The following is a 22615-nucleotide window of genomic DNA, read 5'->3' as shown; positions in this document are numbered from 1 at the left end:
TGTCGAGGTCGTTGGGGAAGACGTCCCTCGTCGAAGCTGGAGGTAGTGCAATGCGTGGATCGAATCAGTTCGCAGAGGCGACGTCGGGTGTTGTGTACATCCACTCGTCGCCCGCTGCGTTGTGCCCGCACGTCGAATGGGCGTTGTCCGACGCCCTCGATTGCCGTGCGAATTTGAAGTGGTCTGCGCAGCCTGCCTCCGACGGGCAGCTGCGCGCCACCACCGACTGGATCGGCCCGGTCGGTACCGGAGCGAGGCTCGCAGGCATTCTGCGTTCGTGGCAGATGCTGCGCTTCGAGGTGACCGAAGACGCCAGCGAAGGCGTCGACGGCGAACGGTTCTCACACGTACCCGGATTGGGTCTGTGGCGCGGATCGACGAGCGCGAACGGCGACGTGGTGCTCGGGGAGATGCGACTGCGCGCCCTCATGGAAAACAATCAGGGCAACCTCACCGCGGCCGTGGAGCACGCGCTCGGTTCGGACTGGGACGCCGCCCTCGAGCCCTACCGCACCGGTGGAGCCGGAGCAGAAGTCACGTGGTTGAGCCGCAACGTCGGCTAGTCGGGCGAGTTGCTGGGGGTCTGGTGTCGCGGTAGTTTCGCGTGCGTGCCTGGGGTAGGCATGTGGGAACGACCGTGGAGTGGTGAGTTCGATGTTGTCGACCGGAAAAGTAATTCGATTCGACGAGTTCAAGGGGTACGGATTCGTAGCGCCGGACGAGGGCGGCGAGGACGTGTTCATCCACGTCAACGATCTGGATTTCGACAAGCGACTGTTGGCACCGGGAGTTCGCGTCGAATACGTTGCCGTCGACGGCGATCGGGGACTCAAGGCGACGCAGGTGCAGATCATCGACAGTCCCGCCTCGACCGCCCTGGTCACCCGACACAAGCCCGACGTACCGTTCCACAACACCGTACCGGTGACCGAACATCAGAACCTCGAGGACGTCATCTGCGACGTCCTGTCCGAGGCGGATTTCATCGCCGAAGTGACCGAGGCGCTGCTGATCTCCAACGGAACCCTGACCGCGGCGCAGATCCTGGACGTCAGGTCAGCAATGCTACGAGTTGCTCACGACCACAAGTGGATCGAGAGCTGACCGACGCGTAGCCGCTCCATCCCGCCCTGGGGCGGCCCGGTTCCGGATGAATGCGGCTTTGTTGCGTTCTGAGTGACTGAAATCCACATTGATCCCAACCGGGGATCCCAACGGGGGGAGAGACCAACAGGGGGCGACCCAACGAGGGCGGGCACAAGACAAGAGCCGCGCCGAGGGATCAGAGTGGGATGTTCTTGTGGTTGCCGCGTGCGGCGGGCGCGGCCGCGAGAGCCTTGGCGACGGTGCTGCGGGTCTTGCTCGGCTCGATGACTTCGTCGACGACGCCGATGGCCACCGCACGCTCGACGCCACCGGCGATGCTTTCGTGTTCGACGGTGAGGCGGTCATGCAGTGCCTCACGCTCCTCCTCGGGAGCTGCCGCGAGTGCCTTCTTGTGCAGGATGCCGACGGCGGCTTTCGCGCCCATGACGGCAACTTCGGAGCCGGGCCAGGCGTAGACGGCGGTGGCTCCGAGTGCGCGGGCGTTCATGGCGATGTATGCGCCGCCGTAGATCTTGCGCGTAACCAGGGTGACGCGGGGAACGGTGGCTTCTGCGAAGGCGTGCAACAGCTTCGCGCCTCGGCGCACGACGCCTTCCCACTCCATGCTGACACCGGGTAGGTATCCGGGGACGTCCACGACCACGATCAGCGGAATGCCGAATGCGTCGCACAGGCGCACGAAACGTGCTGCCTTCTCGGCGCTTTCGGAGTTGAGGCAGCCACCGAGACGAATGGGATTGTTGGCGATGACGCCGACGGTGCGGCCGCTGATGCGGCCGAGACCGATGACGATGCTGCGAGCCCAGCCGCCCTGGAACTCCTCGAAGGTCGATTCGCCTTCGACGTTGTCCAGCAACTCGTGCACGATCGGGTGGACATCGTATGCGCGACGGTTGGATTCGGGCATCAGTGCGCGCAGGTCGGTGTCGCCGTGCTCGGCAGCGGCAATGTCGAAGTCGCCCTGCTCGCAGAACATGGACACCAAACGGCGGGCGCGAGTGAACGCGTCCATCTCGCTGTCGGCGACGATGTGGCACACGCCGGACTTCTTGTGGTGGGTGTCGGGGCCGCCGAGCGACTCCATATCGACTTGCTCACCGGTGACACTGCGGACGACGTCGGGACCGGTGACGAATACGCGTCCCTCGGGAGCCATGATGACGACGTCGGTCAACGCAGGACCGTAGGCGGCTCCACCGGCTGCGAAGCCGAGGACGACGGAAATTTGGGGGATGAGGCCGGACGCTCGAACCATGGCCTCGAAAACGAGTCCGACGGCATGGAGGGCTTCGACGCCCTCGGCGAGGCGAGCGCCTCCGGAGTGCCAGACGCCGACGATCGGAGCGCGCTGCTCGATGGCCGTGTCGATGGCGGCGACGATGTGCTTGCAACCGTCGACGCCCATGGCGCCGCCCATGACGGTGGCATCGGAGCAGTAAGCGATGGTGTGGACTCCGTCGATCTCACCGGACGCTGCGAGGATTCCGGACTTGTCCCGATCGTGCAGGGGCACAGTGGTTCCGGAATCGAAGAGATTCTCGAGGCGGGCGAGTGGATCGCGGGGATCGGTGGAGGTACCGGATCGTGTGACGGGAGCCAGAATTGTCATCGCTTGTCCTTCTTCAGGGCCCCCGTGGGGGCGAGGCCCGAACCGGGGCCGTTCGCGAGGAACGGTCCCCGGTTCGGATCATGCACTGCGAGAGCGAGATTCGCTGAGTCGAAACGATCGACTCAGTGCATCACGCCTTTCCGAAGGCGAGCGCTACGTTGTGCCCACCGAATCCGAACGAGTTGTTGATCGCGTAATCGATCTGTCCGACGCGGGGCTCGCCCTTGACGACGTCGAGATCGATCTCGGGATCCTGGTTCTCCAAATTCAGTGTGGGAGGGATGATTCCCTCTCGCACTGCCAGCACCGTCAGAACCGACTCGAGAGCGCCGACGGCACCGATCGAGTGGCCGAGAGCGGATTTCGGTGCGTACACCGCTGCGTGATTTCCGACGGCCTTGTTGATCGCCAGCGCTTCGGCGGTGTCTCCGATGGGAGTTGCCGTTGCGTGGGCGTTCACGTGGGTGATGTCGGACTTCTGCAGGCCTGCGGTTTCGATCGCACGCTGCATGGCGCGCGCGGCACCCTTGCCCTCCGGGTCGGGAGCCACGAGGTGGAAACCGTCGGAGGTGATTCCGGCACCGAGCAGGCGGGCGTGGATCGTTGCGCCGCGAGCCTTGGCGTGCTCCTCGGTCTCGATGACCATGAGCGCGCCCGCTTCACCGAAGACGAATCCGTCACGATCCTTGTCGAACGGACGTGACGCACCCTTCGGGTTGTCGTTGTTGGTGCTCATCGCCCGCATCATGGAGAAGCTGGCGATCGGAACCGCGTCGATGTAGCCCTCGACGCCGCCGGTGACGACCATGTCCGCGTCGCCCATCACGATCATCCGCCACGCGTGTGCGATGGCTTCCGATCCCGAGGAGCAGGCGGAGACGGGGGTGATGACGCCGGCCTGTGCTTTGAGCTCGAGTCCGACGACCGCTGCGGGGCCGTTCGGCATGACCATCTGAACGGCGAGCGGAGACACCTTGCGGTAGCCGCCGGCCTTCATCTTGTCGTTGGCGTCGATCAGTGCGTCGCCGCCACCGAGACCGGTACCGATCGACACACCGAGGCGAAGAGGATCGACGTCGGGCGAGCCGGCGTTCTTCCAGACCTCACGACCGAGCACCGTGGACAGCTGCTCCACGTAGCTCAGGCGACGGATCTCGACCCGTGAGAGCAGAGTTTGCGGATTGACCGCGAGGTGTCCGCCGATCCGCACGGGCAAACCGAACTCCGAAACGAAGTCGTCCTCGAGAGCGTGGATACCGCTGTCGCCGTTGAGCAGACCCTTCCACGTGGCATCGACGTCACCCGCGAGTGACGTGGTCGCAGCGAGGCTGGTGACGACGACACTGGGGAAGCGTCCGTTGGCGGTGGATGGGTTGGTCATGGGCCGTGTCACTCGCTCGCGGAGTCGTCGAGCTTGGCCTTGATAGCTTCTGCGGCTTCCGGGTTCTCCGCTTCGAGCTTCTGGATGTAGTTGACGGCGTCGCCGACGGTACGCAGACCTGCGAGGTCCTCGTCGGGGATCTTCACGCCGTACTTGTCCTCGGTCTGCACTGCGATCTCGACCATGGAGAGCGAGTCGATGTCGAGGTCGTCCACGAAGGACTTCTCGATGGTCACCTCGGACGGTTCGATGCCCGTGACCTCCTCGATGATCTCTGCAAGTCCGGCGATGAGGTCTTCCTGGCTGGCCACTGTTGTGGGTCCCTTCTCTTTTGTGTAGAACGCCGAAGTCATGTGCTTCGAGACGCGATCGTGCATTTCTGCCACTCGGGGAGTGGAAGTGTGATCCGCAGTGCTGTGACTGCGAAGTGTGGGGGTCGAGTTAACCGAGCTCGGCTATCGAGGCAATGTCCGCCGGTGTTTTCAGGCCGACGTTGGCGACGCCGCGCAGTTCACGCTTGGCGATGCCGACCAGTGCGCCTGACGGGGGCAGTTCGACGAGGCCGGTGACCTGCGCGGTGCGCAGGTAGGCGTTGCACAGATCCCATCGCACGGGGCGAGTGACCTGCGCTGCAAGCTTGTTCAGTGCGTCGGCACCCGAGGTGACCGGCTGCCCGTCCGAGTTGGACAGCAGCGTCCGTGTCGGCTCGGAGGGAGTGATGGCAGCAGCGGCCGAGGCTACGGTGTTGCCCGCCGACGCCATGTACTTGGTGTGGAATGCGCCCGCGACCGGCAGCGCGCGAACGCGGGCCTTCTCGGGCGCGCTCTCGGCCAGCTCGGCGAGCTTGGTCAGCAGTCCGGCTGCGACGATCTGACCGGCGGCATTGATGTTGGCCGGCGCGAGGTCCAGTTCTTCGAGGCGGGCCAGTACGGCAGCTTCGTCGCCGCCGAGGACGGCGGACATGCCGGTCGGTTCGAGTGCGCAGGCCTTGGCCATCGCTGCGCCGCGGACTGCTGCGAGCGACACTGCGTCGTCCGAGGAGATGACGCCGGCGATTGCGGCGGCAGCGAGCTCGCCCACCGAATGTCCGGCGACGATGGCGTCGTCGGGGAGCAGACCGCGCGATGCGATTTCCTCGAATGCGAGCAGTGCCGATGCCACGACCAGAGGCTGGGTCACCGCGGTGTCGGTGATCTCCTCGGCGGTAGCCGTTGTGCCGAGACGGACGAGGTCGAGACCGGAGGCCTTGGACCACAGCGCGAGTCGATCTGCCGCACCCGGCAATTCGAGCCAAGGCAACAGCATGCCGGGAGTCTGGGAGCCCTGACCGGGCGCAAGCAACGCAATCACAGGGTTAAGAGAACACTGTCGGAGACCGAATGAGTGATGTCGCGCTCGATGAACTCTTTACAAGCAATTTGTGGGAACCCTACAAATTGCCTCGTGGGGATCCGCTATCGCCGGAGGGTGGTTCGGTGTTACGTGACTACTTCTCCGAATGTGACCTGTGTGACATATGGGGCAGGATGAGGCGGTTCGTGATGCGTTCGAGCCAACCTACCTACCGTTGCCGCGACCCTGAGCACGTACGCATCGCGCGGGTGAGTGGGATCGCGACCGGTCACCTCGGCAATGCGCTTGAGGCGGTAGCGGACCGTATTTGGATGAACAAACAGCTGCCGTGCGCAGGTTTCCACGGCACCACCACAGTCCAGATAGGCGTCGAGCGTGTCGGCCAATCCGGAACCCGCACCGGCCAACGGAACCACTATGTGGTCGTTCAACGCCGATATCGCCGCATTGTCGTTCAGCAATGCTCGCTCGGGCAGGAGCTCGCCCGCGTGCACGGGACGCGGAGCGCCCCGCCAGCCCGCCACGGCCTGCATCCCGGCGAACGCCTCCACCGCGCTCGAGTGCGCCGCGCCGAGGGTGCGAGTGGTGGGGCCGATGACGACGGGTCCGTCGGAGAAGTTCTGCAGCATGTCGTCGATGAATGCTCGATGCGCGGCGGTGTCGTCCAGCTGACCGCTGACGACCATCACCAGCCGCGTGCCCTGCACCACGGCTAGCGCCGCGCGGCCGTGTTTCTGCGCCACGGCGTGCACGGTTCCCACCACCGAGACGCCTCGATCCTCCGGGGGAGTGCCGACCAGCACCGTTGCGGGCGCGGTGGCATCCCAGTTCAACGTGGCGGCGCGCGAGAGCATGTCCGAGCCGGTGTCTCCTCGCACGACGGCGTCGACGACGAGGGCTTCGAGGCGGGTGTCCCAGGCACCGCGGGATTCGGCCGCGCTCGCGTAGACCGACGCGGCGGCAAAGCCGAGCTCGCGCCCGTACCGCAGCACGGCCTCGGTCAGGGCCACCAACTGATGGTCGTTGCGTGCCAGCGCCGGGAGCCACTGCTCGAAGAACTCCATCGCCACCCGGACCATGTCGACGGTCTGACGCAGAGTGAGGCGTCGGGCCAGGTCTTGGGGAATGACCTGAAATGCGTCGAGGCTGAAGCGGATATCGCTGTTGGGGTTCTTCAACCACTCGAGAAAGTTGTCGACGGCGGTCTGAATCAACAACTGAACGCTGGCGCGCTGGGCCGCGTCGAGGTCGCCGAAGAACGGCAGTTGGCCCTGCATCGTCGTCACGGCCTCGGTCGAGAGTCGGCCGGAGAACTGCTTGACGCGTCGCAACAGGGCGTCGGGCAGGGGATCGCGCTTCTGACGCGAGGGTGCCAACGAGGCCACCGGAAGATGCACTTCGTTGTCCGTCGTCAGGGGATCGCGGTTCAACGAATCTCGCAACGCCTCGCGGTAGGCGTCGCGGCGGGACACTTCGCGTGCGGACGCACTGTCCGGTGAACCGGGTTTCGCATCGGACATAGTGAGAACTTACGCCCGACCCCCGCCCCCATCGCGATGGACGTACTTCGCGACGTGGGACGGGGGCCGGCCGATCAGGGATGGAACCTACGCGGAACCGGTGTCGGCGAACGACGTCGGAGCAGCGGTGACGTCGTCGATCTTGTACTTCTCCGCAGCCTCGACTGCCTTGGACTTGTCGATCTCACCGGACGCGGCGAGAGCAGACAACGTGGCGACGACGATCGACTCGGCATCGACGTTGAAGACCCGTCGCGCGGCCGGACGGGTATCGGAGAATCCGAAGCCGTCGGTGCCGAGGGTGACGTAATCGCCCGGAACCCACTGACGGATCTGGTCCGGAACCGCACGCATCCAATCCGAGGACGCGACGACCGGGCCGTTGGCGTCGGCCAATGCCGCGGTGACGAACGGAACTCGCTTGTCGGCACCGGGATTGCGCAGAGACTCCCGCTCGGCGTCGACGCCGTCACGGCGCAGCTCGCCCCACGAGGTCACCGACCACACGGCCGCACGCACGCCCCACTCCTCGAACAGCAGCTCGCGAGCCTTGCGGGCCGAGACCATGCCGACGCCCGACGCCAGCAGCTGCGCCTCGGGTCCGTCGCCGTCCTGCGGAGCCGCGAACCGGTAGATGCCCTTGAGCAGACCCTCGATGTCGAGGTTCTCCGGCTCGGCCGGCTGCACGTACGGCTCGTTGTAGAGGGTGATGTAGTAGAAAATGTTCTCGCCGCCGAAGCCTTCGACGCCCTCGGTGCCGCCGTACATCCGGCGCAGACCGTCCTTGACGATGTGCGCGATCTCGTACGAGAACGCCGGGTCGTAGGCCACGGCAGCCGGATTGGTCGACGCCAGGAGCAGCGAATGACCGTCGGCGTGCTGCAGGCCCTCACCGGTGAGGGTGGTGCGACCTGCCGTAGCGCCGAGCACGAATCCACGAGCCATCTGGTCTGCCGCTGCCCAGAGACCGTCGCCGGTGCGCTGGAATCCGAACATCGAGTAGAAGATGTACAGCGGGATCATGACCTCGCCGTGCGTGGCGTACGAGGTGCCGACTGCGGTGAACGACGACGTGGAGCCGGCCTCGTTGATGCCCTCGTGCAGGATCTGACCGACCGAGCTCTCCTTGTAGGCGAGCATCAGCTCCGAGTCCACCGAGGTGTACAGCTGACCGTTGCGGTTGTAGATCTTCAGCGACGGGAACCACGAGTCCATACCGAACGTGCGGGCCTCGTCGGGGATGATCGGCACGATTCGGTGGCCGATCTCCTTGTCTCGCAACAACTCCTTCATGACGCGCACGAGCGCCATGGTGGTGGCGACTTCCTGCTTGCCGGAACCCTTGCGCAACGTCTTGTAGGTGTCGTCGCCCGGCTGCGGCAGCGGCTTGACGTCCACTCGCCGCTCGGGGACGAATCCACCGAGCTTGCTGCGGCGATCGAGCATGTACTGGATCTCGGGAGCGTCCGCACCGGGGTGGTAGTACGGCGGCATGTACGGATCCTTCTCGAGCTCCTCGTCGGAGATCGGGATGTGCTGGATGTCGCGGAACGTCTTGAGATCGTCGAGCGTCAGCTTCTTCATCTGGTGCGTGGCGTTGCGACCCTCGAAGTGCTTGCCGAGGGTGTAGCCCTTGATGGTGTGCGCCAGGATGACCGTCGGCTGGCCCTTGTGCGACATCGCGGCCGCGTAGGCAGCGTGCACCTTGCGGTAGTCGTGGCCGCCGCGCTTGAGGTTCCAGATCTGATCGTCGGTGAGGTCCTTGACCAATTCCTTGGTGCGCGGATCGCGGCCGAAGAAGTTGTCGCGGACGTAGCCGCCGTCGTTGGCCTTGTAGGTCTGGAAATCACCGTCGGGGGTGGTGTTCATCAGATTGACGAGCGCGCCGTCGCGGTCTGCATGCAGCAGGGCATCCCACTCGCGACCCCAGACGACCTTGATGACGTTCCAGCCGGCACCGCGGAAGAACGATTCGAGTTCCTGAATGATCTTGCCGTTGCCGCGGACCGGACCGTCGAGGCGCTGCAGGTTGCAGTTGACGACGAACGTGAGGTTGTCGAGACCCTCGGTGGCGGCCACGTGTGCGAGGCCGCGCGATTCCGGCTCGTCCATCTCGCCGTCGCCGAGGAACGCCCACACGTGCTGATCGGTGGTGTCCTTGATGCCTCGGTCGTTGAGGTAGTGATTGAAGCGGGCCTGGTAGATGGCGTTCATCGGGCCGAGACCCATCGACACCGTCGGGAACTCCCAGAAGTCCTGCATCAGACGCGGGTGCGGGTACGACGGCAATCCGCCGCCCTCCTGCTCGTGGCTCGCTTCCTGGCGGAACCCGTCCATACGCTCGGCCGGAATGCGGCCTTCGAGGAAAGCGCGGGCGTAGATGCCGGGGGAGGCGTGACCCTGGATGAAGATGTGGTCGCCGCCGCCCGGGTGGTCCTTGCCGCGGAAGAAGTGGTTGAAGCCGACCTCGTACAGCGCTGCCGACGAAGCGTACGTGGAGATGTGTCCACCGACGCCGACGCCGGGACGCTGCGCGCGGTGCACCATGATGGCCGCATTCCAGCGGATCCAGGCGCGGTAGCGGCGTTCCATCGACTCGTCGCCGGGGAACCACGGCTCGTTCTCGGTGGGAATGGTGTTGACGTAATCCGTCGATGTCAGCGACGGCAGAGCGACGCGGCGCTCACCGGCGCGCTCGAGCAACCTGAGCATCAGGTAGCGAGCGCGGTTGGGGCCGGATCTCTCCAACAAGCCGTCGAACGATTCGATCCATTCGTTGGTCTCGTCGTTGTCGATATCGGGAAGGTACGACGCGACACCCTCACGGATGACGCGGACCCGTCCGTCCGAGCCCTTCTTGCCTGCAGACGATGTGTTCTGCCGTTCGCCGCTGTTCACTTCGGACAACGTGTGCACTCCTCAATGTGGCGGACGCTCGGTGTGGCGCCCGGTCCCGGTAGCCCGCCCCTGTGACGGCGGTCTACTTTCCTCGTTCTCGTGATTCCCCCCAATCCTGCTACATCTCGTTGGTTCTGGTAGTACAGAGGTCCAATACCCACCAGTAGAAATTTATGTACTCAATTTCGGCGCGGTCAGCTTGCGCGAACGGCTTCGACCCTGTTCGCTTTGTCTACTGCACCCACAATTCAAGGAGGTCACCACCGTGGTCGCCGCGGCGGACGCTCAGAACTACGCTCAGAAACTTGGCATCACTCGCGACATGGTCGTACAGGAGCTGGGCTGGGACGAGGACACCGACGATGATCTGCGCGCCGACGTAGAAGATGCGATCGGTGGCGAGACCCTCGACGAGGATTCCGACGAGGTGATCGACGTTGTACTGCTGTGGTGGCGCGACGGAGACGGTGACCTGGTCGATGCACTCATGGATGCCATCGGGCCGCTCTCGGACGATGGCATCGTGTGGGTCCTCAGCCCCAAGACCGGCATGTCCGGTCACGTCGAACCCAGCGAGATTGCCGAGTCCGCCCCGACCGCAGGATTGACGCAGACCTCTGCGGCAAACCTCGGTGACTGGATCGGAAGTCGATTGGTTCAGCCCAAGACCCCTACCACCAAGCGGTAGGGGAGATGCTCGACACAGGAAGACGGTTCTAGATGCCGCTCGAGGTTGGCGCGGTTGCGCCCGACTTCACTCTGAAGGATCAGAACAACCAACTGGTGACGCTGTCGTCGTACAGGAACGTGAAAAACGTTCTGCTCGTGTTCTATCCACTGGCCTTCACCGGCACGTGCCAAGGCGAGCTGTGCAAAGTACGCGACGAGTTGCCGACCTTCGAGAACGACGACACCGCAGTGTTGGCGATCTCGGTGGGTCCACCTCCGACCCACAAGATCTGGGCAGCAGAACAGGGCTACACCTTTCCGCTGCTCTCGGACTTCTGGCCGCACGGTGAGGTTGCTCAGGCCTACGGGGTTTTCAACGACAAAGCCGGATTCGCCAATCGCGGCACCTTCGTGGTCGACAAATCCGGAATCATCAGGTTCGCCGAAATGAACGAACCAGGTGAGGCTCGCGACAGTTCATCGTGGGCCGAGGCGCTCGCACAGGTGAGCTGACCTGCGGAATTGTAGTTAGAGATCAGACACGATAAATTTCTCCAAGCGTTCCGGTGGCCCGGGGTTTTCCCAGGCCACCGGCACTCGGGCGTATAGCTCAGCGGTAGAGCTCTGGTTTTACACACCAGCGGTCGGGGGTTCGAACCCCTCTGCGCCCACCATCACCCCAATTGTCGGCCCGCCCGAACCTCTCGCACGATCTGCTGCGCCCGGTGTTCCTCGGGCAGTCGGTCACCCTTTTCGAAGAGCTTGTGGCGCAATGTGCCCGGCGTGTATTCGGTCCGGTAGATACCCCGCCGCTGCAATTCGGGGACGATGAATCGAACTACATCCTCGAACGTCCCCGGAGTGATGGCGTATGCGAGATTGAAGCCGTCGACGTCGGTCTCGTCCACCCACTCCTGCAATTGGTCTGCGACCTCGTCGGGGGAGCCGACGATGCGAGGACCGGCACCGCCGATACCGCCCCACTCGGCGATATCTCGCACCGTCCATTCCTTGCCGTCCGCCCCGATGGACTGGAACGACGCGACGAACGACTGAATTGCGTTGCTCTCGACATTGCCCAGCGGCTCGTCGAGGGCATACCGCGACAGGTCGACGCCCATCCACCCCGACATGAACACCAACGCGCCCTCGGCGCTGGCATACGACCGATACTCGTCGTGCTTGGCGTGGGCGAGCTCTGACGTCTCGTCGGTGACGATGGTGAGCAGCTGATAGATCCGCGCCGAGTACGGATCTCGACCGGCATCGCGCAATGCTCGACGAATATTCGAAACCGTCTGCGCCAGAATCTCCTTCGTGGGTGCGCCGACAAAGATCGCTTCCGCATTCTGTGCCGCGAACCGTACGCCACGTGGCGACGCGCCGGCCTGGAAGATCACCGGCGTTCGCTGCGGCGACGGCTCGGCGAGGTGGATACCGGGCACCGTGAAGTGCTTGCCGCGGTGGTCGATTCGATGCACTTTGGTGGGATCGGTGAACACGCCGGACTCGCGATCGCGGATCACCGCATCGTCGTCCCACGAGGCCTCCCACAGCTTGTAGAGCACCTCGAGGTACTCGTCGGCATGGTCGTAACGATCGTCGTGCTTCAGCTGGTCGTCGTGGCCCATGTTCTGCGCCGCCGACGGCAGATAGCCGGTGACGACGTTCCACCCGATCCGGCCGTTGGTCAGATGGTCGAGCGTCGAGAGCCGTCGCGCAAATGGATACGGATGCTCGAAACCGGTACCTGCAGTGATGCCGAAGCCCAGATGCTCGGTGACCGCGGCCTGCGCACTGACGAGCAGCAACGGATCCGACACCGGTATCTGTGCACCGTGCCGGATCGCGGCGTCGTGATTTCCGCCGTACACGTCGTACGTGCCGAGGACGTCGGCGACGAACAAACCGTCGAACAGGCCGCGCTCCAACAGTTTTGCCAAATCGGTCCAGTAACCGAGTTCCTTGTATCGCCACGACTGATCCGACGGATGCCGCCACAGGCCAGGGGACTGATGCGCGACGCAATTCATGTCGAAGGCATTGAAACGAATCTCGCGTGGCACAGGGGAACTCCTTCGGCGGGACGACCTGTCTGGATTCGACAGCGCTGCGACGCTACCGACGACCCAGGCGGGTGGGAACAGTTCGGATCGTGATGAGTCGATAGCTGGTCATCGAGTCGCTCACGCCTCAGTGTTGCGCCGTCACATCACTGAAAAGAGCGTCGGAGCATGATCGAAATAGCGCAGTTGACGAAGACCTACGGGACGGGGGAGAACGCAACCGTCGTACTCGACCGGTTGGATTTCTCGGTCCAGGCCGGTGAGATCCTGGCCGTCGTCGGGCCCAGTGGTGCCGGTAAGAGCACGCTGGCCGAGTGCATCAACCTGTTGACGCGACCCACCTCGGGCTCGGTGATCGTCAACGGGGACGATCTGGCGCAGTTGAACGCCAAGCAGCTTCGGGTCGCTCGGCGGCGGATCGGTACCGTCTTTCAATCGTCGAGCCTGCTCTCGCGTCGAACGGTGGCGGAGAACGTCACCCTACCGCTGGAGTTTCTCGGGGTGACCAAGGCAGAGACGAGCAGGCGCGTCTCCGAGCTACTCGACCGAGTAGGCCTGTCCGACAAAGCCGCTCGATACCCGTTTCAGCTCTCGGGAGGACAGCGTCAAAGGGTGGGAATTGCGCGAGCGTTGGCGCTTCGACCGTCGGTGCTGTTGTCCGATGAGGCGACGTCCGGCCTGGATCCGCAGACCACCGAATCCGTGGTCGCGTTGCTGCGTGAACTGCGCCAGGACCTCGACCTCGCCATCGTGTTCATCACCCACGAAATGGATACCGTTCTGCGAGCAGCAGATTCGGTGGCTCGTCTCGATCACGGTCGCATCGTCGAATCGGGCAGGCTCGTAGACCTGCTGACCGACCATCGTTCGGCACTCGGACGCGAGCTGCGCCCCCGGCGTGACGATGCGCGTCCAGCGCCAGATGATCTGCTCTGGCACGTGACCTACGACTCGCCCGACGTTCCGCAGGATTGGATCGGCAGGCTGGGCCACGATCTCGGTGCGCCCGTCGCATTGCTCGGGGCTTCCGTGCAGGTTGTGTCCGGGGTAGCCGTCGGTAGCGCATCCCTCGGCATCGGGGCCCACCTCGCTGACCGAGTGCCCGGAGTCCTGACGGCACTGGGGTTGTCCGGTTCCGTCGCTGGGGATCAGCCCGCACTCGAGGTCGCATCATGACCGCGGTGCTCGCCGCCGGCAACAAGGTTCCGGTCGACGAGCTGCCCGCATTGCTGTTGCCCGCACTCGCTGACACCCTCACGATGGTCGGCATTGTGATGTTCATCGTGGTGATCGTGGGTGTGCCGCTGGGGTCCACGCTGTTCAACCTCGGGCCCGGCGGGCTGTTCGAGAGTCCGGTGCTGCACACTCCGGTCAGCTGGATCGTGAGCATCGGACGATCGCTGCCGTTCCTGATTCTGATGGCCGCACTGGTTCCGGTGACCCGTTGGATCACCGGAACCAACATCGGTATCGCTGCCGCAGTGGTGCCGATGTCGTTGGCGGGCATCGCATTCTTCACGCGCATCGTGGAGAACTCCCTGCGCTCGGTTCCGACCTCGGTGGTCAAGGTTGCCCGCGCCTCCGGTGGCTCCACCTTTCAAGTGACCACCACACAGTTGTCCGAGGCTGTGCCGTCGATCATCGGCGGACTGACCATCAACGTCATCGCCATGATCGAGTACTCGGCCATCGCCGGAACGATCGGTGCAGGCGGAATCGGTTATGTCGCAGTCACATACGGATACCAGCGGTTCGATCACACCGTCATGATCGCGACGATCGTCATCCTCGTTCTCACCGTCGCCGCAGTACAGCTCGTCGGCGACGCTCTCGTCCGCTTCACCACACCTCATCAGCGCGCTCTGCGCACAGCCTGAATCACACTCGAAAGGTACCTCCATGACAACGTCCACCGAAGCGCACGGCTTCGAGCTGAAGAGCCGACGAAAAGCGCCCTGGATCATCGCCGCCGTCGTGCTGCTGATCGCCCTTGCCGCAGTGATCCGAATTGCGTTCTTCGGCAACACTGCATCGGCCAACGACACCGAGGGCGCAACTCTCGTGGTCGCAACCGCCGAGGGCAATGCGTCCGAGCAGGCCCTCGTGAACTTCGTTGCCGAGGAGGTCGCTCCGAAATACGGTATCTCGGTCGAGTTCCGTGGACTCGCAGACAGCAACACCATCAACCGCGCCGTCAGCGAAGGCGAAGTAGCGGCCACCGTCTACCAGCACAAGCTGTGGCTCGGTCAGGTACTCGAAGCCAACCCCGACTTCCAGGAAGAAGCCGCAACCCCTGTCTTCCGATGGGGCTTCGGACTGTGGTCCGACAAGTACTCCGACCCAGCGCAATTGCCGGACGGCGCAACGGTGTCGCTCTACTCCGACCCGGCCAACGAAGCCCAGGGCCTGTGGGTGCTCGAGCGAGTAGGTCTGATCACCCTCGACCCGGCTGTCGACAAGTCGACGGCCACGCAGAAGGACATCGTCGGTAACCCGAAGAACCTGAAGTTCACGCTGCTGGATTTCGCTGCGCAGTCGCGGGCACTGCCGGATCTCGATGCAGCTGTGGGTTACACCGAGTACTACCTCGCCGCCGGCATCCCCGTCGAGAAGCAGATCTTTGCGCCGCCTGCTCCGGACGAATTCGCCGGCCAGCTGACCATCGGTAGCCGATGGGCCGACACGGACAACATCAAGAATCTCGTCGCCGCGTTCAAGGACCCTGCGGTGCAGGAATTCCTGGCCACCGACCCGCGAGTGAAAGACATCCTGCTACCCCTGCAGTAGCGGCACCCTGCGTCCGACGGTCCAGCAGCCGACCGTCGGACGCAGCCGTGGTGTTACGTTCGATCCGCACCCGACGACACCGACACGAGGCGGACGATGTGACCCGGTACGAAGCACTGACAGAACTGCTCGACGAGAGGTACTCGTGCCGGCAGTTTCTGCCGAAGCAGGTCTCGCGCGAGGTACTCGAACAGCTACTGTCTGCTGCTCGACGCACTCCCTCCTGGTCCAACACCCAGTCGTGGCAGATCATCGTGACCGAAGGCGACGCCACCCGAAAGTTCTCCGATGCGTTGGTGGAGCACGTGGCGTCCGGTGTGCCGCAACCGGACTTCCCGTTCCCGGCAAACTACAACGCCCTACACCGCGCCCGGAGACGCGAATGCGGTAGCGCGCTGTACGAGAGCATCGGCGTGGTCAAATCCGACACCGCGGCGACGACGCGTCAGTTCATTCGCAACTACGAGTTGTTCGACGCCCCGCATGCCGCCATCATCACCACCGACGCAGATCTGGGCGTCTACGGCGCGGTCGACTGCGGGCTGTATCTGCAGACGTTCCTGCTTGCCGCGCAGAGCCTCGGTCTCGGAGCCATTGCACAGGCAGCGCTCGCCGCGTACTCGCCGTTTCTGCACGAGTGGTTCGACATCCCGGACACCCGGAGAGTGGTGGCCGGCATCTCGTTCGGATACCCCGACGAAAGTCACCCGATCAACGGATTCCGCACCAGCCGAGCACCTTTGGACGAAACGGTGACTTTCGTCCGCTGAACCTGATTCACCGGCCGAGTTCTCGGACCAGCTGCCTGCCCACGTCCGTCCCCGAACGCCATGCGCTCTCGACCCTGGGGACTCCGGCATCGCACCACTGATCGCCTGCGAGTCCGACGAATCGACCGTTTTGCTGCTCGAGCGAGAAGTTGGAATCGTGCTGCGCCGCAGGCTTGGCGAAGGTCCATCGATGGGCATGGGTCCACGTGGGTGTCGCCGTGACGACGGACAGTTCGCGGAGGGCGTCGAGAACCGGGGCGATCGCACCGTCGGGGTTGTCGAGATGCTGCTGCGCTCGCTCCGAGGTCGTGTGCACCACCAGCACCGGAGCGCCGTCGCCGCGGCGGGCACCGTCGTCGACGACGAAGTCGATATCGGGATGATCGTTGACGAAGGCAGCGTCCCGAAAAGGAATGTCGAGTCCCTCGAACCCGCACGCCACCGCGATGACAGGGACATAGTCGACGGCACCGGGAACAGAGGTCAGTCGCGTCGCCTGTGGATCGGGCATCGCGACGACGACATGGCCGTCGGGCAGCTCGGTCAATTCGGTGGAACCCTCGATGTCGATGCCGTCCAACATGTTTCGGACCAAGGAGCGAAGCCCGTTCGGGGTCGCCCAGCGGACCGGGCCGGTCGTCGTGCACGGTGCCGTATCCGGCTTGAGAATGCCGAACGTGTTGGCCCACTGACGCGCCAATCCATGCGACTCCCAGTCCGCCACCACCGTCGAGAATTCTTGATCCCGGACGGTGAAGTAGCCGGCCCCCAGATCGACGCGACGGCCGTGAAACTCCGGTGAGGACATCCGTCCGCCCGGTGCGCGCCCGCGGTCGATGATGCTGAACGGCACACCGGCGTCGCGGAGAACCCGTGCACAGGCCGCGCCGGCTATACCGGCACCGACGACGGTGACCGAATCGGTGATGGAGTCCGCATCGGAGTTCATCCGTCCAGTATGCCGGGATCGGAACGTCGGACGCTCTGTACCAGGTGTTGTCGGGACAATTCGGTCACCGGCTGCGTCGGCGTTCACTCTGTGTTCGACTACAGGGATGGCAATCACGGACAAGCCGGACACCGGCGAGCACGGACTCGGTACCAGCCTGAAGCCACGACACGTGACGATGATTTCGATTGCCGGAGTCATCGGTGCGGGACTGTTCGTGGGTTCGGCCAATGCCATCGCGACGGCGGGCCCGGCAGTGCTGCTGGCCTATTTCTTCGCGGGAACCCTCGTGATCCTGGTGATGCGCATGCTGGGGGAGATGGCGACAGCCAATCCCGATACCGGCTCGTTCTCGACGTATGCCACTCGCGCGCTCGGGCATTGGGCCGGATTCTCGGTCGGTTGGCTCTACTGGTGGTTCTGGGTGCTGGTGATCCCGGTCGAAGCAACGGCAGCTGCAGCAATTCTCACCAACTGGCTCGGCGGAGCCCAGTGGATGTGGGCGTTGATCATCGTCGTCGCGCTCACCGCGACCAACCTGATCAGCGTGGGCAACTACGGCGAATTCGAGTTCTGGTTCGCCCTGGTCAAAGTGGTGGCGATCATCGCGTTCATCGGGCTCGGGATCGCGGCCATCCTGGGGTGGCTACCCGACTCGGAAGTCAGTGGAGTCGACCAACTCTGGGCCTCGGGCGGATTCATGCCGCTCGGCTTCGGAGCGGTGATCGCGGCCATGCTCACGACGATGTTCTCGTTCATGGGCTCGGAGATCGTCACCATCGCCGCAGCCGAATCCAAGGACCCGGCAAAGGGAATCACCCGCGCCACCAATTCGGTGATCTGGCGAATCTCGATCTTCTACTTCGGTTCCATCTTCGTCATCGTCACGCTGGTGCCCTGGAACGAACTGGATCCCGCCACCGGCTCCTACCAATTCGTCCTGTCCAAGATGGGCATCCCGCACGCCGAGACCATCATGGACATCGTCATTTTGACGGCCGTCGCGTCGTGCCTGAACTCTGCGCTCTATACGGCGTCGCGCATGCTGTATTCGCTCGGTGAACGAGGCGACGCACCGCGAGCGGTCAAGAAGATCACCGCAAACGGGGTGCCGTGGGTTGCGGTGATCGCCTCGATGGTGCTCGGATTCCTCGCCGTGGTCGGAAATTACATCCTGCCCGAGAAGCTGTTCACCTACTTGCTGGCGACCACCGGGGCCGTTGCACTCTTCGTCTACCTCGCCATCGCCAGCAGCCAACTGGTGCTGCGACGTCAGCTCGACCGCGACGGCGAACGCCCTGCCGTTCGAATGTGGTTGTACCCGTGGCTGACCTATCTGGCCATCGGATTCATCGTGTTCGTCCTGGTGATGATGGTGGTGCGGCCGGAACAGCGGTCGTCCATCCTGCTCTCGGCCGTGCTGGCGGCAGTGACGGTGATCGGCGGAATCATCGTCCAACGCCGAAACACGCGGCGCGACAAGGTTGCCGCCCGCGTGTCCGGTGACTCTGCTTAAATCCCGGCGTACACCTGCCGGTACAGATCGACGATCTGCTCCGCCGTCGGGACGACCGGATTGTTGCCCGGGCTGCCCGACGCGAGAGCCTGCTCGGCCATCAGTGGCAACAGTCCGTCCCATGTCGCCTTGTCGATACCGAACGTCTCCGGCGTCGGGACCTCGACGTCGCGGCACAGCGTGACGATGGCGTCCTGCAGCTTGCCGCCGGCACTCGCGTCCGAATCGGCTTCCGAGGCCGCACCGAGGGCGCGTGCGCAGTCGGCATAGCGGGACTGGGCTCCGCCGATGGAGAAGGCTGTGACGGCAGGTAACAGCATGGCATTCGACAGTCCGTGTGCGACATGGAAATGCGCGCCGATCGGTCGACTCATACCGTGCACCAGGCAGACGCTTGCATTGGAGAACGCCATGCCGGCCTGAGTGGACGCATGCATCATTGCTTCCCGCGCCTGCCGGTCGTCACCGTCCCGATACGCCCGCAGCAGCGATGTTCCGATCGTGCGAATCGCACTGAGTGCCAGGCCGTCCGAGATGGGGTTGGCCTTCTTGCTGACGTACGCCTCGATGGCGTGCGTCAAGGCATCGACTCCGGTATCGGCGGTGAGGCGCGCAGGCATCGACATCGTCAACTCGAAATCGATGATCGAGGCGATCGGTAGGAACGACAGGCCGGGGCACAGCATCTTTTCGTCCGAGGCAACGTCGGTGATGATGGTGAATTGAGTTGCCTCCGAACCACTTCCGGCCGTGGTGGGAATTGCGATGATCGGCAAGGCCGGGCCGGTCGAGAGCACGGGAGCCTTGAAGTCCCGCATCGTGCCGCCCTGCACCGCCAGAATGGCCAGCGCTTTCGCCGTGTCCATCGGGCTCCCGCCGCCGAACCCGATGATCGAATCGGCCGAATGCTGCTGCACCGCCTCGAGACCGGCGACCAACGAATCCGTCGTCGGATCGGGCACGGTGCCCGAGAACAATGCCGGCGTCTTCCCTGCCTCGGCCATGATCTTCATCAAACGATCCGCCGAGCCGTTGCCGGCCATGAACGCATCGGTGACGAGCAGCGGCCGCGACACGCCGAGATCGGTCAGCACCGTGCCCAACTCTTCGACGGCACCGCCACCCAGCTTGAGGAACCGAGGAAACGAAATGTTGGCAACCATGGTGTGCTCCTTCGCGGTGTCACCAGGTGCACGGAACTTCGTAACCTGCTATGAAGTTTCGTGCACCTGGGTCAGTTGTTTTCGGGGCTCAGTTGTTTACGGGGCTCAGCTGTTTTCAGGGAAGGCGAAATCGGTGCCACCGTGGCTCGGGTCGAGCCAGCGACTGGTGACGGCCCTGCCTCGGATGAAGAAGTGGACACCTTCGGTGCCGTTGCCGTAGGGGTTGTCGTTGAACAGTCGCAGTACGTCGTCTCGATCGGCAAGGGTGAGCGTGCCGGTGACCCTCCCGGTCGCGGGGTTCGTGACGGGGGCGGTTCGGTCCGAGACTCCGGAGTACGTCTTTCTATCGAGCCAGTGCGCAATGACGTCGGTCAGCGTTCGGTCCTCCCATCGATGTGTCTCGAGTCTCACTTGTATAGATGTGCATGTCAAAGGCCAAAACCGCAGATCGCTGTGCACAAATGCACACCACCGATGATCTCGGTGGGTGTTCGACGCAGACCATCTCCGTTATTGGCTCGTTCTGACGCCCGAACTGGGGTTGCTCAGGGACAAGCATCCGGACCTCGACATCGAATTGGTGACCGCAACCGAGCACAATCAAGATCATCTGTTTGCTGTGCAACACGAAGTTCGTTGAAACCGCACAGAACGAGATCGTCGGTGGCCGTTGCCATTTGGACGTTTCGATGAGACGCCCGTCTCGTGATGACGGACACACGTGACGCCGACCTCAAAAGTGTGGAAACGGCAGACGTAGGGGTAACAATCGGTTACAGACACATCCGCTCACGCGGATCAAACCGAGATTCTGGGGGAATCATGACACTGTTCGTATTGGCAACGGTCGGCTTCGTAGGAATGGCAATCGCATTGCTCAACGACGGAAGCGACATCGACTTCCGTGGTCGCCAGTTGGCCGGCGCGTACCGCCAGCGCTGATTCCGGCACACCCGTTTCCTGCGCCCGGTGCGCGGTTGGCAGGATTCGTAAAATGTGGACACACCCCCGAGCGATCGGCTTACTGGTCGGCTACGGCCTCGATCGAGTGTTCGCAGACCCACGGCGCTGGCATCCAGTCGCAGGATTCGGGACCACGGCTCTACGCGTCGAGCACGTCCTCTACCGCGACAGCAAGGTCATGGGCGTCATCCATTCGCTGGTACTGATCGGCGCGGTCACTGTCTTGGGGATCGGGTCCGGTCGTGTTGCTACCAGGCTCGGTACCTCCGCTGAAACCTCTCTGGTCGCAGCAGCTACCTGGGCCGCCCTGGGAGGTACCTCGCTGTCCAGGGTGGGCCGCCAGATGGCGGACCACCTGGACAGCAACGACCTTCCAAGTGCGCGCGCATTGCTGCCGTCACTGTGCGGGCGAGATCCGGAACCACTCGACTCGGACGGCCTCGCCCGCGCAGCACTCGAATCCATCGCAGAGAACACCTCCGACGCGACGGTCGGCGTTCTGGTGTGGGGAGCAGTCGCCGGGGTGCCGGGGATCCTGGCCTACCGTGCGAGCAACACGCTCGACGCGATGATCGGCTACCGGTCCCCGAAGTATCTGCGGTTCGGTTGGGCGGCAGCGCGCATCGACGACGTCCTGAATCTGATCCCGGCACGCCTCACCGGACTCGCCACAGTTGTTGCAGCACCCTCCGTGCAGGGCTCGGCCATCCAGGCCATGAAGATGTGGCGACGCGACGCAGCGCAACACCCCAGTCCCAATGCAGGTGTTGCCGAGGCGTCGGCTGCCGGTGCTCTGGGGCTGCAACTCGGTGGCAGAACGCAGTACAGGCACGGTGTGGAGATGAGGCCCACACTCGGTGACGGAGCGCCGCCGACCGCACGCGACCTGTTTCGCGCGGTCGCACTGTCGACTCGAGTGCAGGAACTATCGGCGCTCGCGTCAGCGATTCTTGCCGTAGCGATCGGCCAAGCGGGGATCGGACGGCGTCGTCGGACGTGACGCCGCGCGGGCCCTGGCCCGCTTCTCGCGCCGCGTAGGCAGCGTGAATTCTTCTTCCTCGGCAGGGCTGGCTTCCTCCGGGTCCGAGTCCGGCTCACCGGACATCGCGTCGGCGAGTTCGGCACGCGAATTGCGGCGTTCACGTATCTCTGCGCGGGCGAAATACGCCAGACCCAGCGGTGCCATGATGCCGAACGCCAGCCACTGCAGACCGTAGGAGAGGTAGGGGCCCGCGTCGGTCTGCGGCAGCTCGATCAGGCCGAGCCCGCCCGGCTGATTGTCGTCGAGCTGCAGGTATCCGTCGATGGCGTCGACTCCGACCGCTGCGCCGATCTGCTCCGGGTTGATGTTGTAGACCTGGAGGTGTCCGTCTTCCTGGATGGGTTCGCGAGACGTGCCCTCGGCCTGGCGCACCCGCGCGTTCAGCGTCACCTGACCGGTGGGTGCCGCCGCGAACTCGGGTGGTCTGGTGCCCTCCACCGGCAGGACGTACCCACGATTGACCAGCACGGTGGGCCCGCCGTCGATCACGAACGGGGTGATCACCTCGTAAGCCGGCTGCTCGCGGATGCTGCGTAGCCGCACCAAGGCATCTGAATCGGGTGTGTAGGAACCGGTGGCGATGACCCGACGCCACTCGTCGTCGGCCGGAAATCCGTTGCTCGTGAGTACGTCGGAAATCGGCACCGGATCCGCATCGACGGACTGCGTGATCAGATCGTTGCGCGCGGACGTCGTGGTGTTCTTACCCAGCTGCCACGGAGCGAGCACGCTGAAGCACAGGAACGCGAAGGCCAACACCACCGCAGCCAGTACCAACCACTTGGGTCGCAGCAAGAACGCTAACTTGTCCACTCCACCACG

The 22615-nt window shown here is 64.0% G+C and carries 21 protein-coding genes, 1 tRNA gene and 1 pseudogene; 12 read left to right on the top strand and 11 right to left on the bottom strand.

The window, feature by feature from the left end; translation table 11 throughout:
* The first annotated feature begins 50 nt into the window (after positions 1-50).
* Together ACNEOT_RS20635 and ACNEOT_RS20630 are read left to right on the top strand one after the other, a co-directional pair.
* Complete coding sequence (locus ACNEOT_RS20635) at positions 51-563, top strand: DUF3145 domain-containing protein (protein ID WP_415976458.1); 513 nt, start codon at positions 51-53, stop codon at positions 561-563.
* 91 nt (positions 564-654) lie between these two features.
* The gene (locus tag ACNEOT_RS20630) at positions 655-1104 is read left to right on the top strand and encodes a cold-shock protein (RefSeq protein WP_415976714.1); all 450 of its coding nucleotides are present in this window, start codon (positions 655-657) and stop codon (positions 1102-1104) included.
* 178 nt (positions 1105-1282) lie between these two features.
* Here the strand turns inward: ACNEOT_RS20630 and ACNEOT_RS20625 are convergent, their stop codons facing one another.
* The 6 genes from ACNEOT_RS20625 to aceE form a co-directional block, all read right to left on the bottom strand.
* Entirely contained in the window at positions 1283-2716 is a 1434-nt protein-coding gene (locus ACNEOT_RS20625; RefSeq protein ID WP_415976456.1) for an acyl-CoA carboxylase subunit beta, read from the bottom strand.
* 130 nt (positions 2717-2846) lie between these two features.
* A complete protein-coding gene (locus ACNEOT_RS20620) occupies positions 2847-4097 on the bottom strand; it encodes a KasA/KasB family beta-ketoacyl-ACP synthase (RefSeq protein ID WP_415976454.1) in 1251 nt (416 codons plus the stop codon).
* A gap of 8 nt (positions 4098-4105) precedes the next feature.
* The gene (acpM, locus tag ACNEOT_RS20615; RefSeq protein WP_415976713.1) at positions 4106-4450 is read right to left on the bottom strand and encodes a meromycolate extension acyl carrier protein AcpM; all 345 of its coding nucleotides are present in this window, start codon (positions 4448-4450) and stop codon (positions 4106-4108) included.
* An 88-nt stretch (positions 4451-4538) separates the two neighbouring features.
* Entirely contained in the window at positions 4539-5447 is a 909-nt protein-coding gene (locus ACNEOT_RS20610; protein ID WP_415976453.1) for an ACP S-malonyltransferase, read from the bottom strand.
* Positions 5448-5575: 128 nt separating this feature from the next.
* On the bottom strand, positions 5576-6970 hold the full coding sequence (locus tag ACNEOT_RS20605; RefSeq protein WP_415976451.1) for a PucR family transcriptional regulator: 1395 nt from the start codon (positions 6968-6970) through the stop codon (positions 5576-5578).
* Between the two features lie 87 nt (positions 6971-7057).
* Positions 7058-9877, bottom strand: a complete 2820-nt coding sequence (aceE, locus tag ACNEOT_RS20600; protein ID WP_415976450.1) for a pyruvate dehydrogenase (acetyl-transferring), homodimeric type — start codon at positions 9875-9877, stop codon at positions 7058-7060.
* 256 nt (positions 9878-10133) lie between these two features.
* Between aceE and ACNEOT_RS20595 the strand changes: the two genes are divergently transcribed.
* From ACNEOT_RS20595 to ACNEOT_RS20585, 3 genes are all read left to right on the top strand, one after another.
* The gene (locus ACNEOT_RS20595) at positions 10134-10556 is read left to right on the top strand and encodes a DUF3052 domain-containing protein (protein WP_032390975.1); all 423 of its coding nucleotides are present in this window, start codon (positions 10134-10136) and stop codon (positions 10554-10556) included.
* 32 nt (positions 10557-10588) lie between these two features.
* Positions 10589-11050: a peroxiredoxin gene (locus tag ACNEOT_RS20590; RefSeq protein ID WP_415976448.1), complete on the top strand. Its 462-nt coding sequence runs from the start codon at positions 10589-10591 to the stop codon at positions 11048-11050.
* 86 nt (positions 11051-11136) lie between these two features.
* Positions 11137-11211 (top strand) — tRNA-Val (locus ACNEOT_RS20585).
* Here the strand turns inward: ACNEOT_RS20585 and ACNEOT_RS20580 are convergent.
* Positions 11212-12603, bottom strand: coding sequence for an LLM class flavin-dependent oxidoreductase (locus ACNEOT_RS20580; protein WP_415976446.1), 1392 nt, complete (start codon positions 12601-12603; stop codon positions 11212-11214).
* Between the two features lie 168 nt (positions 12604-12771).
* On the opposite strand from ACNEOT_RS20580, the gene ACNEOT_RS20575 reads away from it, so the two are divergent.
* From ACNEOT_RS20575 to ACNEOT_RS20560, 4 genes are all read left to right on the top strand, one after another.
* Positions 12772-13779, top strand: coding sequence for a methionine ABC transporter ATP-binding protein (locus ACNEOT_RS20575; RefSeq protein ID WP_415976444.1), 1008 nt, complete (start codon positions 12772-12774; stop codon positions 13777-13779).
* Positions 13776-14480 (top strand): methionine ABC transporter permease, encoded by a 705-nt coding sequence (locus ACNEOT_RS20570; RefSeq protein ID WP_415976443.1) that lies wholly within the window; start codon positions 13776-13778, stop codon positions 14478-14480. Before ACNEOT_RS20575 ends, ACNEOT_RS20570 begins: the two co-directional genes overlap by 4 nt.
* A gap of 22 nt (positions 14481-14502) precedes the next feature.
* Complete coding sequence (locus ACNEOT_RS20565) at positions 14503-15390, top strand: MetQ/NlpA family ABC transporter substrate-binding protein (RefSeq protein ID WP_415976441.1); 888 nt, start codon at positions 14503-14505, stop codon at positions 15388-15390.
* A gap of 98 nt (positions 15391-15488) precedes the next feature.
* The gene (locus ACNEOT_RS20560; RefSeq protein WP_415976439.1) at positions 15489-16160 is read left to right on the top strand and encodes a nitroreductase; all 672 of its coding nucleotides are present in this window, start codon (positions 15489-15491) and stop codon (positions 16158-16160) included.
* Positions 16161-16167: 7 nt separating this feature from the next.
* Here ACNEOT_RS20560 and ACNEOT_RS20555 read toward each other — a convergent pair whose 3' ends face one another.
* Positions 16168-17109 (bottom strand): NAD(P)/FAD-dependent oxidoreductase, encoded by a 942-nt coding sequence (locus tag ACNEOT_RS20555; protein WP_415976437.1) that lies wholly within the window; start codon positions 17107-17109, stop codon positions 16168-16170.
* A gap of 106 nt (positions 17110-17215) precedes the next feature.
* On the opposite strand from ACNEOT_RS20555, the gene ACNEOT_RS20550 reads away from it, so the two are divergent.
* Entirely contained in the window at positions 17216-18625 is a 1410-nt protein-coding gene (locus ACNEOT_RS20550; RefSeq protein WP_415976436.1) for an amino acid permease, read from the top strand.
* Here ACNEOT_RS20550 and ACNEOT_RS20545 read toward each other — a convergent pair.
* Positions 18622-19788: an iron-containing alcohol dehydrogenase gene (locus ACNEOT_RS20545; protein WP_415976434.1), complete on the bottom strand. Its 1167-nt coding sequence runs from the start codon at positions 19786-19788 to the stop codon at positions 18622-18624. The genes ACNEOT_RS20550 and ACNEOT_RS20545 overlap by 4 nt on opposite strands.
* 105 nt (positions 19789-19893) lie before the next feature.
* Positions 19894-20025: pseudogene (locus ACNEOT_RS20540) on the bottom strand (methylmalonate-semialdehyde dehydrogenase); the annotation flags it as partial.
* Between the two features lie 250 nt (positions 20026-20275).
* Between ACNEOT_RS20540 and ACNEOT_RS20535 the strand changes: the two are divergent.
* Both ACNEOT_RS20535 and ACNEOT_RS20530 read left to right on the top strand, forming a co-directional pair.
* Complete coding sequence (locus tag ACNEOT_RS20535) at positions 20276-20428, top strand: hypothetical protein (protein ID WP_415976433.1); 153 nt, start codon at positions 20276-20278, stop codon at positions 20426-20428.
* Between the two features lie 354 nt (positions 20429-20782).
* Complete coding sequence (locus ACNEOT_RS20530) at positions 20783-21751, top strand: cobalamin biosynthesis protein (protein ID WP_415976431.1); 969 nt, start codon at positions 20783-20785, stop codon at positions 21749-21751.
* Here the strand turns inward: ACNEOT_RS20530 and ACNEOT_RS20525 are convergent.
* Entirely contained in the window at positions 21692-22606 is a 915-nt protein-coding gene (locus tag ACNEOT_RS20525; protein WP_415976429.1) for an SURF1 family protein, read from the bottom strand. The genes ACNEOT_RS20530 and ACNEOT_RS20525 overlap by 60 nt on opposite strands.
* Positions 22607-22615: the final 9 nt, after the last annotated feature.

Source organism: Rhodococcus sp. 077-4 (assembly GCF_047782425.1).
GTDB lineage: Bacteria > Actinomycetota > Actinomycetes > Mycobacteriales > Mycobacteriaceae > Rhodococcoides.
Note: the sequence above shows the minus strand (reverse complement) of the source record. Positions and strands in the feature narration are given on the sequence as shown.